This is a genomic window from Tropicimonas sp. TH_r6, assembly GCF_033101155.1.
Lineage (GTDB): Bacteria > Pseudomonadota > Alphaproteobacteria > Rhodobacterales > Rhodobacteraceae > Tropicimonas.
Genome location: NZ_JAWMPX010000054.1, coordinates 1 through 13,097, shown reverse-complemented (window position 1 = coordinate 13,097; position 13,097 = coordinate 1). Strand labels below are relative to the sequence as shown.

Here is a 13,097-nt window from a genome sequence, read left to right as displayed (position 1 = left end):
CGATGGGGCGTGAGATTTGCTCTGTTCCGAAACGCGCTGATGAGTTGTAGTAGGCGGATGGTCGGCTGATCAGTTCCAGGACGTTTCTGACAGGCGACGGAGATACAGGACAGGACGAAAGGAGTGGCTATGCAAGGTCTCAAAGCTGGCGTTGTATTTGCGGTGTTGGTTGCAGTTACCGGGTGTTCAGGGCTCGATTATGCCGTTTCGAACTATTCGAAGGTCAAGCCCGTCCAGTTCACATATGCCGGCAACACGTTCCGCGTATACGACAGGCCGGACGAGAACCGGTTGATGATAACACCCCAGGTTGGTGACAGGTCCGGTGCAAATGCTCTGAAAGGGGCAGCGCAGGGCGCAGCCGGCGGACTGGCTGGTTCCGAAGGGACCTACCGAAGCGCATCAGATGCGTATTTCTCTGGAACCGGGCGGCAATGCGAGGTCAACAGGATCGAACGAATTGTCGAGCCACAGTGGGAAGTCTTCTACACCTGTCGCGGCTAGGCCGCCGAAGAACAGCAGTTCTGGATTTCTTCAAGAGCCACACCGACGCAGAGCGCTTCAACCGGATCGCGGGATGGTCAGTCGTCCCGCGACATCGGCACGCCTAAGTCAGGCTGCGGCATGTCCTACGGCGGCTGGATCTCACCGAACGATATAGACCGAACATTTGGCATATCTTGCAACGCGGGCGGCGTTCGGGCCGATGAGAATTTCTGTGAGACCGGGTTTGTGGGCGCCCATCACGATCAGAACAGAGTCGAGCTTCTCTGCGGTCTCCAGGACACCGTCATAGACATTGCCGACCCGGACGACGTGCTTGGTCTCCTCGTCATGTCCGACCGTCTCGGCAATGTAGCTGTGGAGCGCCTTGCGCGCCGCCTCTACCATCTCGTGGGTATGTTCCTCGGGAAAGAAACTGCCGACAAAGCTCGAATTGTAGTCGGGCAGGACCGTCACCACGGCTAGGCGCCTTCCGTCGAGATCGGCCAGTTGCCGAGCCCGCTTCAGAACCTTGGCCTCTTCTTCTGGGTGGGTCAGGTCGATGGCTGCGAGTATGGTCATGCAGGCGCTCCTTCTGCATCAAACTTATCCTTGCGGCGGCGTTGCAACAGGGCCACCAGGCCGACCAGCAGCAGGGCCGGGATGTAGAAGATCTCTTGTGGCGGACGCTCGGCGGGAACTTCGATCTCTACAACCTCCCAGTCGAAATCGATCATCAACTGCTCGGCCGGGCCGCCAAAGCCGACCATGTCGACGATGGTCTTGCCCTCTTCCTCGCGGAACTCGATGCCGGCGCTGTCCATCAGGCGGGTCACACCGTCCGGGCCGGTCGCCCCGAGGGGCAGCAGGTAGCGCGCATCGATCGGGTCGCCTTCGAGGCTTTCGCCGACCATGCGAACCCGCAGGGTTCCATTGTCAGGCACGGCTTCGGCCAGCGTGTACATCTCTGTCGCCGGACGGGTTTCGAACTCGGGTGCGATCTGGTTAAGGAAGAAGTCCGGGCGGAACAGCGTAAAGGCGCAGAAGACCAGCAACACGCTCTCATAGATGCGGCTCCGGGTCAGGAAATAGCCCATTGTGCCGGCCGCGAAGAGCAGCATCGCTATGAGCGCTACAATGAAGACGAAGATCGCCTTTACTGGCCCGACATCGATCAACAGCAGGTCGGTGTTGAAGATGAAGAGGAAGGGCAGGAGTGCGGTGCGGATCGAATAGAAGAAGGCCTGGAAGCCTGTCTTCAGCGGATCGCCCCCGGAGATGGCTGCGGCCGCGAATGAGGCGAGCCCGACAGGTGGTGTCACATCCGCCATGATGCCGAAGTAGAAACAGAACATGTGCACCGCGACCAGCGGCACGATCAGGCCGTTCTGAGCGCCCAGTTCGACGACGACGCCCGCCATGAGCGAGGAGACGACGATGTAGTTGGCGGTTGTGGGCAGGCCCATGCCGAGGATGATCGAGATCACCGCGACGAAGAAGAGCATCGCCAGCAGGTTTCCGCCCGAGAGGAACTCGACGAATTCGGCCATGACCTGGCCGATACCGGTGAGAGTCACCGAGCCGACGATGATGCCGGCAACTCCCATGGCGGCGGCGAGGCCGACCATGTTGCGAGCCCCCGCGATCATGCCTTCGGCGGCTTCGGAGAGGCCGTGCAGGAAGGCCGCTGTCTTCGAGCCGTCGCCCCGGAAGAAGGCCTTCAGTGCGTCTTGCGTGAGCAGGATCACCAGCATGAAGCAGGAGGACCAGAAAGCCGAGAGGCCGGGAGATTTCCGCTCGATCATGAGCAGGTACATCAGCAGCAGGATCGGCAGGATGTAATGCAGGCCGGTCTTGAGGATGACGCTTGCGGGCGGAAGGTGCTGCATGCTCTCGAGAGAGGTGTCGAGATCGTCGCGTTGCGCGGCGAAGCGAACAGCGGCGACATAAGCCACCAGCAGGCCGGCGACCAGAACGCTGGTCGACATCGGGCCGATCACGGCATCCGCGAGCGTGACGATCTGGCCGGCGAGCCAGAGCGTGCCACCGGCGATGACGATGGAGATGCAGATGGTGAAGATCGCGCCGAGCAGGAACTGGACATTGCCCATCGTCGACGTGCCCTTCATGCCCATCTTCAGGGCTTCGAGATGCACGATATAGACCAGCGCGACATAGGAGATCGCGGCCGGGACGATGGCGGTCTTGACCACCTCGATATAGGAGATGCCGACATATTCGGTCATCAGGAAGGCGACGGCGCCCATGACGGGCGGGGTCAGCACGCCGTTGATCGAGGAGGAAACCTCGACGGCGCCGGCCTTGGCCGGGCTGAAGCCGACCTTCTTCATCAGGGGGATGGTGAAGGTGCCGGTGGTGACGACGTTGGCGATGGAGGAGCCCGAGATCAGGCCGGTCGCCGCGGAGGCGATGACGGCTGCCTTGGCCGGGCCGCCGCGCAGGTGTCCGAGGGCTGAGAAGGCAAGTTGTAAGAAGTAGTTGCCTGCGCCCGCCTGGTTCAGCAGAGCGCCGAAGAGGACGAAGAGGAAGACGAAGCCAGAGGAGACGCCGAGGGCGACGCCATAGACGCCTTCGGTGGTCAGCATCAGGTGGCTCATCGCCTTCTGGAAGGAGGCGCCTTTCCACTGCACAACGTCCGGCAGGCCGGACCAGGAGCCGAAGAAGACATAGGCGAGGAAGAACAGCGCCACGCCCATCAGCGGGAAGCCGAGCGAGCGGCGGGCGGCTTCGAGCAGCAGCACCATGCCCAGGCCGGCCATGATAAGGTCCCGGGTCGAGGGGACACCGGTCCGGATCGAGACACCGGCGTAATCCCAGGCCAGGTAGGAGGCCGTAGCGGCGCCAACGAGGGCAACGACCCAGGTTATCCAGGGAATGCGGTTGCGGGGAGACGAGCGGAGGCCGGGAAAGGCCACGAATGCGAGGAAGACGGCAAAGCCAAGGTGGATGGCGCGGGTCTGCGTATCGTTCCAGACGCCGAAGCCGAGGATAAAGGGCAGGGGCGAGGCAATCCAGAGCTGGTAGACGGCCCAGACGAGCGGTGTGTACCAAAGAACCCTACGGGAAAACGCGTCCTCGGGGTTTCGGGCTCCGGTATCAGCCTCGGCGACAATGTCTTCGAGATTGTTGTCGTCGACCTGCGCCTCGTTATCAGGCTTTGTCTGGTCTTCGCGCATGGTCCACCCCTCGCTGTCAAAGATAGTCGCACAAAATAGAGGGCTGCCCCCGCGCGTGGCGGAGGCAGCCATGTCAGATCAGGGGATGGATTACTCCATCCAGCCCTGTTCCATGTAGTACTTGACGGCACCCGGATGCAGTTCGGCGGTCAGGCCGTCCTTGATCATCTCTTCTTGCTTCAGGTTGGCGAAGGCGGGGTGCAGCTTCTTGAACGCGTCGAAGTTCTCGAAGACAGCGGAGACGAGCGCATAGACGGTTTCGTCGGTGGCTTCCGCGGAGGTCACGATGGTCGCCTTCGGACCCCAGGACGGGACGTCATCGGGGTTGCCGGGATACATGCCGCCAGGGATGGTGGCTGCGGCATAGGCCGAGTTCTCGGCCAGCAGCTTCTCTGTGCCTTCACCGGTCAGCGGGACGATCTTGACGTCGCAGGTCGAGGTGGCTTCCTGCGAGGAGCCGTTAGGCAGGCCAGCGGCCCAGATGGTGGCGTCGATCTTGCCGTCGCAGAGCGCGGCGGACTGCTCGGAGGACTTCAGCTCGGCGGCCAGCGCGAAATCGTCGGCGGAGATGCCGTCATACTTCAGCATGGTCTCGGCCAGCACGCGGGTGCCGGAACCGGGGTTGCCGATATTGACCTTCTTGCCTGCGAAGTCGGCGGTCGAGGCGATGCCTGCATCGGCCCGAGCCATTACGTGCATTGGCTCGGGGTGGACCGAGAAGAGCGAACGCAGACCGTCATAGGGGCCATCGGCTTCGAACTGGTCGGTGCCTTCAATCGACTTGACCTGGACGTCCGACTGGATGACGCCGAAGTCCAGCTCACCCTGACGGATGGTGCGGGCATTGTAGACAGAACCACCGGTGGACTCGACGGAGCAGCGGATGCCGTGCTCTTTCCGGCCCTTGTTCACCAGACGGCAGATTGCGCCGCCTGTCGGGTAATAGACACCGGTCACGCCGCCGGTGCCGATGGTGATGAAGGTCTGGTCGGCCGCCATAGCGCCGCCGGCCCCGAGGGACGCGGCGAGCAGGGCTCCGGTGAAGAACTTCGTATTGAGCATGACTGAGACTCCCTGTCAGGTTGATGCTTGTTTGCAGGTCTGCCGCGGTCGGCCGCTCCCATGTCTTGTGCATGGGGCACCGAAAGACGGCGGGTGATCCTTGTTTTTGCCGGGGAGTGTTTGCCCCGGACGCTGTCTTCTGGCGGCTCTCGGCGCTTCGGCCAATGAGCCACGATGTCCCTGTCCGTTACGTCAACCGAACGGTTAATTCGTCACGGACGGTGACATTTCTTTGAAACATGAACAACCCTTGCGCTTCAAACCTAACAAAACGTCAGTTTTTTTTGGGCTTCCAGTAGGCCGAATGGGCATTTCGGAGCGATTCGTATGATTCGATTCGCGCTTTGGTTGCGGGACCGCCCTGATGCAACAGGACGGAGAGCAGGGCTTCCAGGACCGCGGAAATGCCCGAATAACAGGCAAAGTGATGCGTGCTGATGGCGGAAACGGAGAGTGTGATGTCCGGAGTGAGGTCTGGAACGACCACTTCCGAATCGGCCAGTAGGATCAGCGTGACTCCTCGGGAGCCGGCAAAACGACAGCTTTCGATAGTCTCGCGGGAGTAGGGCGTGGTGGTGATGGCAAAGAGCACGTCGCCTTCCCCGGCCGTGTTCAACTCGTCCATGGCGCTGCCCACATGGCGGGGAATAAGGTCCATTGATGTCAACGCCATACGGCCCACATAATGGAAATAGTAGGCCATGGCATAACTGGCGCGTGTGCCGGTGACGAAGACTTTTCGAGCTGAGAACATGGTCTCGGCAACCCGGTCCAGCGTCTCGGGAGAGAGCTTTTCGAGCGATCGTTGGACGACGGCGAGGGAGTTCAGAGCAGCCTGCGCCTGGATCTTTCCGGTCTCGCCCGCTGCGGGCAGCTCGTTCAGCCAGTCGGGCAGATCGACATATTCGGCGCTCGAAACCAGGGCGTGTCGGAACGGATCCCGCAACCCATCGAATCCTTCGAAGCCCATTTGTTGGGACATTCTTACCAAAGTGTAGGTGCTAACGCCTGTTTTTCGGGCAGTCTCTCGAATCGTGTCGAGGCCGAAATCGGCCGGGTTATCGATGATGTATTTGGCGACCACCCGCATGCGCGGAGAGAAGCTCTCCATCCCGTCCTTGAGTCTTGAAATCGTTCGAGTTTTCAGTGTCGGATCCATGCGGGATGCCCCTTGATCAGTTCAGGCAGTTGTAAAACGGGTGTTATTTATTGCCAAACTTGACCCGTTTTGTGTTTCGTTTTTTAACCGCTGTCAATCCGCCCCTCCCGGGCATCGTTTCCGAAAGGTTTCCCCCAATGCCAAGCCAGCTCCCTTCCTTTGCCCCCGTCGTCGTCATCGGCGGCGGGATCATGGGCTGCTCCACGCTCTATCACCTCGCCCAGATGGGTGTGACGGACGCGATCCTGCTAGAGCGGAACAAGCTGACCTCGGGCACAACGTGGCATTCGGCGGCACAGGTCCGCGCGCTGCGTCACTCGCAGAACCTCACCCGGATGATTCAGTATTCGGTCGATCTCTATGCGCGGCTTGAGGAAGAGACGGGACAGAGCGTCGGCTGGATCCAGCGCGGGTCGCTCTCGATTGCGACCAACGAAGGACGCCTGACCCATGTGAAGCGGCAGGAAGCTCTGGCCCACGCCTATGGAATCGACGCCTGGTCGATCACGCCGGAAGAGGCCAAGGAGCGTTGGCCGATGATGAATGCCGAGGACGTGATCGGGGCCGTCTGGTCGCCCGATGACGGTCGCGTCAGCCCCTCCGATGTCTGCGCCGCGCTGGTGAAGGGCGCCAAGACGATGGGCGCGAAGATGTTCGAGAATACCGGCGTCACCGGCATCCTGACCGAGAATGGCAAGGTGAAGGGCGTCGAGACGAGCCAAGGCGTGGTGATGTGCGACGCGATCGCGGTTTGCACGGGCCTGTGGTCGCGCGAGATCGGCGAGATGGCCGGCGCGGACATCCCCGCACAGGCCTGCGAACATTTCTTCCTGCTCACCAAGCCGGTCGAAGGGGTCACCCAGCATCTGCCGACCCTGTCGGACCATGACAGCCATCTCTACAGCCGCGACGAGTCGGGTGGCTTCCTCGTCGGGTGTTTCGAGCCGATGGGCAAAGCGGTTCCGCCGGGTATTCTCGACGAGAATTTCGAGTTTGACCTGCTGCCGGAGGATTGGGACCATTTCGAGCCGATGATGATGAACGCCCTGCACCGGATCCCGGCGCTGGAGACGGCGGAAGTGCGGATGCTGCTGAACGGCCCGGAGAGCTTCACGCCGGACGGGATGTTCATGCTGGGCGAGACCGCCGAGACGCGCGGGCTGTTCCTCGGCTGCGGTCTGAACTCGGTCGGCATCGCGGCAGGCGGCGGCGCGGGGCTCAACCTCGCGCATTGCATCATCCACGGGCACACGGCCTATGACCTCGGCGAGGCGGACGCCAAGCGCTTCGCGCCGATTTACAACAGCCTGGACCACCTGATGGCCCGGGCGCCGGAGATCCTCGGCACCCATTACGAGATCGCCTATCCGGGACGTCAGCTCAAGACCGCACGAGACCTCCGCAAGCTGCCCCTGGATGCAGAATATCGCAAGGCGGGAGCGCATTTCGGCCAGTTCTATGGCTGGGAGCGCCCGCTTTACTTCAACAAGACAGCCGAGCCGAAATTGGGTTTCGGCAAGCCGGACTGGTTCGAGAATGTAGAGGCGGAAGTGGCCGCCGCGCACGAGAAGGCCGCGATCTTCGACGCCTCGCCCTTCGGCAAGATCGAGGTGAAGGGGCCGGACGCCGCGGCCTTCCTGCAGCATGTTTGCGCCGCGAAGATGGACAAGGCGCCGGGCAGTGCGATCTACACCGCGATCCTCAATGAACGCGGCACCTATGAGAGCGACATCACCGCCCATCGGATCGCTGAGGATTTCTACCGGCTCTATGTCGGCACCAACGCGATCCGTCGCGATCTTGCCTGGTTCGAGCGCCATTCCGAAGGGTTCGACGTCACCTTGACCGACATGACCGAGGCTTATGCCGTGCTCGGCCTGATGGGCCCGGACAGCGCCCGGATCGCTGAAGAGGTCGGGGCCGGGGCACTGAACGAGCTGGGCTATTTCAAGGTCGGCGAGGCGGAGGTGGCCGGGTGCCATGTCCGGGCTGTGCGGATGTCCTATGTCGGCGAGGCCGGCTGGGAGATGACCTGCAGGGCGGAGAACGCGGCCACGATCTATGCCGCGCTGACTGAGGCCGGCGCTCTGCCCGCCGGCATGTATGCCCAGACCTCGATGCGGATCGAGAAAGGTTTTGCAGCGATGGGCCACGAGCTCGACAGCGACATCACGCCGGTCGAGACCGGCATGGCGATGATGTGCTCGAAGAAGAAAGACTTCATCGGCTCCGAGGTTGTCAACGAACGCCGCGAGACCGGCAAGCGCACGCTGGCCACGCTGATCCTCGAAGATGAGAGCGCGGTGCCGCTGGGTCATGAGCCGATCTATGTCGGCGACAAGATCGTCGGGCACACGACCTCCGCCGCTTTCGGGTATCGGATCGGCAAGCCCGTCGCGCTGGCCCATGTCCATCTCGACGAGATCGACGGCGTGGCGGTTGAGATCGACATCGCGCGGGTGAGATTCGCAGGTAAGCTGCAGCTCGCCCCGGCCTTCGACCCGACGGGCAGCCGTATGAAGGTCTGAGCCCGGGGACTGCGACAGACTCACCGTCGAGCCGTTTTCGCGGCAGCGGTGAGTGGACCCGCCGCGTCTTTCGGCGCTATGACCGAAAATGCAGGATCGAGGCCGCCCCCTCTCGGGACGGCCTCGACGCAAAGTTCCAATCACCGGAAGGCGCGCCGCGCGCCGGGCCGGACATGAGACGAGAGCCTGACATGAGCCATGTATTTCCCCGCCACACCAAGAACCTGCCGCCGATGGCTGTCGGCGGTGAGGGTTGCTACCTGATCGATGCCTCCGGCAAGCGCTATTTCGACGGATCGGGCGGTGCGGCCGTCTCCTGCCTCGGCCATGGCGATGCGGAGATCATCGCGGCGATTCAGGAGCAGGTCGGGAAGCTGGCCTTCGCGCATACCGGCTTCTTCACCTCCGAGCCCGCCGAGGAACTGGCCGGGATGCTGGCCACACATGCGCCGGGCGATCTGGACCGGGTTTATCTCGTCTCGGGCGGCTCCGAGGCGACGGAGGCGGCGATCAAGCTGGCGCGGCAATATCACGTCGAGCGCGGCGAGCCGCAACGGCGCCATGTGATCGCGCGCAAGCAATCCTATCACGGCAATACGCTCGGCGCGCTGGCCGCCGGGGGCAACGAGTGGCGCCGGGAACAGTTTGCGCCGCTGCTGGTGGACTTCTCCCATATCCCGCCCTGCTACGAATACATGCTCAAGCGCGACGACGAGAGCGCCTTCGACTATGGCCAGCGCGCCGCGCAGGAGCTGGAGGACGAGATCCTTCGGCTGGGCGAAGACAGCGTTATCGCCTTCATGGCTGAGCCGGTTGTCGGAGCGACCCTTGGTGCGGTGCCGGCGGTCGACGGCTATTACAAGCGGATCCGGGAGATTTGTGACCAATATGGCGTGCTGCTGATCCTCGACGAGGTGATGTGCGGCATGGGGCGGACGGGCTATCTCTTCGCCTGCGAGCATGACGGCGTGGTGCCGGATATTCTCTGTATCGCCAAAGGGCTGGGAGCGGGCTACCAGCCAATCGGCGCCATGCTCTGCACCAAGGCGATCTACGAGACCATCGAAAACGGGTCGGGGTTCTTCCAGCACGGCCACACTTATCTCGGCCACCCGGTCGCGGCGGCAGCCGGACGGGCGGTGCTCTCTGCGCTCCTCGACCGGGGACTGGTCGAGCGGGTGAAAGTGCAGGGCGCAGCGCTGGAGGCGGCGCTCCACGAGGCCTTCGGGCAGCACCCCTATATCGGCGATATCCGCGGGCGCGGGCTCTTCCGCGGTGTCGAGATCGTCTCGGATCGCGAGAGCAAGACGCCTTTCGATCCGTCCCTGAAGCTGGCGGCGAAGGTCAAGAAGGCGGCTTTCGAGGCCGGACTGGTCTGCTACCCGATGTCGGGGACGCGAGACGGACGCAATGGCGATCACGTACTGCTCGCGCCACCTTTCATCATCGAGGACGACCAGATCGGCGAGGTCGTGGAGAAGCTCTCCACCGCCTTCGAGGCCGTACTTGGCGATCTCTGACAGCACCTGATCCGTTCCGGGGAGGGGGCGCTGGCCCCGCGCTACTGCGAGCGCGCCCCCGGGGTATTCCAAGACAGAAGTAGGCTGGGCCTTCTACGTTTCTTTCGCAATGATCTTGCGGATTGCCGCTACCACTGCAGCATTGTCCAGGGCGGAGAGGCCGGCCGGGTGTGGCGAGGCAAAGTTTCCGGAATCATTGTCGAAATACTTTCCGGTGGCGGTGGCGAACTCCTCTGACAGTGCGGCGCCGCGCAGGATACTGGCGCCTATGCCGAGGTCGCTTCCAGCAACTCCGAAGCCTTCCTTGACCATCTTGCTCGCCAGCAGGGAGCCCGGATTGACCGCGATGACTGCCGGGCCGTCGGTCCCGAGGCGATCAGCCATATCACGGGTCCACATGGTGATAGCGAGCTTGCTCTGCGCGTAGGCTTCCATGTCTTCGAGCCGGGTCTTGCCTTCCAGCGCGGCCAGCGAAACCGGGCTCTGGGCCGCGGAGGAGAGATTGATGATGCGTCCATTGGCCGGGAGCAGAGGCAGCAGTTTCTCGGTCAGCAAAAAAGGGGCGATGGTGTTGACCATGAAGCGAATGTCATGGCCATCGGCGGTGATCGGGTTGGGCGTGCGGAAGATGCCTGCATTGTTGATGATGACATCGAGTTGATCCGTGTCGGCGGCGATGGCGTCGGCCAGCGCGGCGGTGTCCGAGAGATCCGAGAGATCGGCGAGATAGGTCGCGATCGAGCCGGCGCCGGAGATTTCGGACACCGATTGCCTGGCAGCCGAGAGTTTCTCCGGGTTGCGCCCGTGCAGCAGGAGCCTGTGTCCTTCGGAAGCCAGTCGCTTTGCCGTTTCGAGCCCGATCCCGTCAGTCGCGCCGGTAATCACAATGGTCTTCATCTCTTTCTCCGGTAATCTGTTCGAGAGGTGCCTGTGGTGCGAAGGCGCGTCTGTGTGCTCACTGTTCCCCGGCGCAGATTGGTGACGCTGTGTCCGTGGCGCATTTGACGGTCTCCTGTGTCCCTCAAACCAGAATTATGCATTGAGATTTCCAAATAAAGACCCGAAGCTCGACTTCATAATTCCGATATTGGATACAAACTGATGGATACCGAAGCGGTACGCCTCTTCGTGCTGGCGGCAGAGAAGCTCAATATAAGCGCGGCGGGGCGCGAGCTGGGAATGGCGCCCGCAGTGGCCTCGGCGCGGTTGGCGAAGCTGGAGACGACGCTGGGAGCGGATCTGTTGCGGCGTTCGACGCGAAAGGTCTCGCTGTCGCTGGAGGGGGCGGAATTCCTGCCCTATGCGCGCGAGATCCTGGCGCAGGAGGATGCGGCGCGGGCGGCGATGGGGCTGGGCAAGGCGGAGGCGCAGGGGACGCTGCGCTTCACCGCACCGAGTACCTTCGCGCAGCTCTATATCGTGCCGATCCTGCCGGATTTCCTGCGCGAGAATCCCGGAATTTCGCTGGATCTGCGCCTGTCGGATACGAATTTCGATCTGATAGAGGGGAGCTTCGATCTCGCCCTGCGCAACTCGGCACTAGAGGATTCGAGCCTCAAGGGGCGCAAGCTCGCGGACGATACGCGCGTGCTCTGTGCCGCGCCGGACTATCTCGCCGCGCATGGGGTGCCGGAGCGGCCGGAGGATCTGCTCTCCTACGACCTGATCGGGTTTCAGCGTCAGGCGCCGAAGCCGCTTGCCGGACCGGATGGGCAGACCGCGCTGTTCGATCCGCGCGCCGGGCGCTGTCGGCTGGTGCTGGATGACGGGTTGAGCCAGAAGCTGGCGACAATGGCCGGGGCGGGTATCTCGGGGAACTCGCTCTGGAGCGTGCATCGGGAGATCGCCGAAGGGGCGCTGGTGCGAGTGTTGCCGGATTGGGTGGTGGCGGACCATTCCATGCTCTGGCTGGTCTATCCGAAATCGAATGTGCTGACCGCGAAAGTTCGGCTCTTCATCGACTTCCTGTTGGACCGGATCGGAAGATCGCCCGCCTGGCAGGAGCGCTGAGGCGGGCGATGCGGGTTGCGCCTGATGGTCCGGCGCAACCGGGGACCCCGGGGTCAGAACCAGGCGACGGTGTCTTCCATCGTCCGGCGGGATTTGTCGAACATCGGCGCGCCGGCGCGGTAACCGAAGGCGAACATTGCGGCGGGTTTGTAGAGGCTCGGGTCGATGCCGAAATGCTCCTCCAGCGTGGCAATGGTCTTGTCCATCTCGAATCCTTCGATCGGGCAGGAATCGATCCCCATCAGGGCGCCGGCGGTCATCATGTTGGCGAGCACGATATAGGCCTGCTTGCCGGACCAGTCGGTGATTTCGCGGTCGGTGGTGACGTGGTGGTCGCTGGCCTGGAACTTGCCGTAGGCGCCGTTGAAGAGCTCGATGATGTCTTCGGGGAGCTGCTTCACATGCCGGTAGAAGTTTTGCAGGTAGTCGGAGCCGGCGGTCTGGAGCGCGGAGGTCTGGGCGAGGAGGATGCCGAAATGGCTGGCAGTGCCGAGCTGGCCGGTGGTGCCGCTCATCATGCCATTGGCGCCCCATGCAAAGTCGCGGAACAGTTCGCGCTTCTCCTGGCTCTGGATCATCAGGATCTTGAAAGGCTCGTGGCCGAAGGAGGTCGGCGAGAGGCGGGCGGCCTCGAGGATGGTGGCGAACTGGTCCTCCGGGATCTTAGCGTCGGCATCGAAGATCTTGCAGGCATGACGGAAGTTGAAGGCCACGATGATTTGCGACTGGATGTCGGTGGACTGAATGGTGTCTTTCATGGGGATGCTCCGTTTGACGTTGTCGTCGAGATAGTTGCGGAGCGATCCGACGGGTAGCGGCCGCCTTCGGGAAACAGAATTCGGATGGGACGGGTAATCGGGCGGTTGGAGAAGCCGGGCGGGGATGTGACTTTGCGGAGAGCCGACGGAAGATGTTGAGTCAGAGCGCTGAATGGCACGGAATCAAGCCGAAGCCGCCGTGCCAGCGCCCGCCCGTCCCGGCGGTCTGGCGCTTTGCCACCTGAGCGCAACGCCCCGATCTTCTTCGGATCTGGCTGGGATAAAACGTGCTGTTCAGAGGTTACTGCGACAGCCCACGGTCCGACGCCGGCACGGCTCGCGCCTCTCGTCTTTGCGACCGCAGCGAACGGCCGCATTGT

Annotated in this window: 10 protein-coding genes; 4 read left to right on the top strand and 6 right to left on the bottom strand. The window is 62.6% G+C overall.

What is annotated here, in order from left to right:
• The first annotated feature begins 129 nt into the window (after positions 1-129).
• The gene (locus tag R3X27_RS24870) at positions 130-504 is read left to right on the top strand and encodes a hypothetical protein (protein ID WP_317711609.1); all 375 of its coding nucleotides are present in this window, start codon (positions 130-132) and stop codon (positions 502-504) included.
• A 141-nt stretch (positions 505-645) separates the two neighbouring features.
• On the opposite strand, the gene R3X27_RS24865 is transcribed toward R3X27_RS24870, so the two are convergent.
• The 4 genes from R3X27_RS24865 to R3X27_RS24850 all read right to left on the bottom strand — a co-directional run bounded on the left by R3X27_RS24865 (position 646) and on the right by R3X27_RS24850 (position 5,901).
• Complete coding sequence (locus R3X27_RS24865; protein WP_317711608.1) at positions 646-1,065, bottom strand: universal stress protein; 420 nt, start codon at positions 1,063-1,065, stop codon at positions 646-648.
• The gene (locus tag R3X27_RS24860; RefSeq protein WP_317711607.1) at positions 1,062-3,680 is read right to left on the bottom strand and encodes a TRAP transporter permease; all 2,619 of its coding nucleotides are present in this window, start codon (positions 3,678-3,680) and stop codon (positions 1,062-1,064) included. The genes R3X27_RS24865 and R3X27_RS24860 overlap by 4 nt, the downstream gene beginning before the upstream one ends.
• A 90-nt stretch (positions 3,681-3,770) precedes the next feature.
• Positions 3,771-4,742 (bottom strand): TAXI family TRAP transporter solute-binding subunit, encoded by a 972-nt coding sequence (locus R3X27_RS24855; protein WP_317711606.1) that lies wholly within the window; start codon positions 4,740-4,742, stop codon positions 3,771-3,773.
• A 274-nt stretch (positions 4,743-5,016) separates the two neighbouring features.
• Complete coding sequence (locus tag R3X27_RS24850) at positions 5,017-5,901, bottom strand: MurR/RpiR family transcriptional regulator (protein ID WP_317711605.1); 885 nt, start codon at positions 5,899-5,901, stop codon at positions 5,017-5,019.
• A 137-nt stretch (positions 5,902-6,038) separates the two neighbouring features.
• Between R3X27_RS24850 and R3X27_RS24845 the strand changes: the two genes are divergently transcribed.
• Entirely contained in the window at positions 6,039-8,429 is a 2,391-nt protein-coding gene (locus R3X27_RS24845) for an FAD-dependent oxidoreductase (protein WP_317711604.1), read from the top strand.
• Positions 8,430-8,620: 191 nt separating this feature from the next.
• Entirely contained in the window at positions 8,621-9,949 is a 1,329-nt protein-coding gene (locus R3X27_RS24840) for an aspartate aminotransferase family protein (RefSeq protein WP_317711603.1), read from the top strand.
• Between the two features lie 93 nt (positions 9,950-10,042).
• On the opposite strand, the gene R3X27_RS24835 is transcribed toward R3X27_RS24840, so the two are convergent.
• Positions 10,043-10,846, bottom strand: coding sequence for an SDR family NAD(P)-dependent oxidoreductase (locus tag R3X27_RS24835; protein WP_317711602.1), 804 nt, complete (start codon positions 10,844-10,846; stop codon positions 10,043-10,045).
• A gap of 204 nt (positions 10,847-11,050) precedes the next feature.
• On the opposite strand from R3X27_RS24835, the gene R3X27_RS24830 reads away from it, so the two are divergent.
• Entirely contained in the window at positions 11,051-11,959 is a 909-nt protein-coding gene (locus R3X27_RS24830) for a LysR family transcriptional regulator (protein ID WP_317711601.1), read from the top strand.
• 53 nt (positions 11,960-12,012) lie between these two features.
• Here R3X27_RS24830 and R3X27_RS24825 read toward each other — a convergent pair whose 3' ends face one another.
• Positions 12,013-12,717, bottom strand: coding sequence for an NAD(P)H-dependent oxidoreductase (locus tag R3X27_RS24825; protein ID WP_317711600.1), 705 nt, complete (start codon positions 12,715-12,717; stop codon positions 12,013-12,015).
• Positions 12,718-13,097 lie beyond the last annotated feature (380 nt).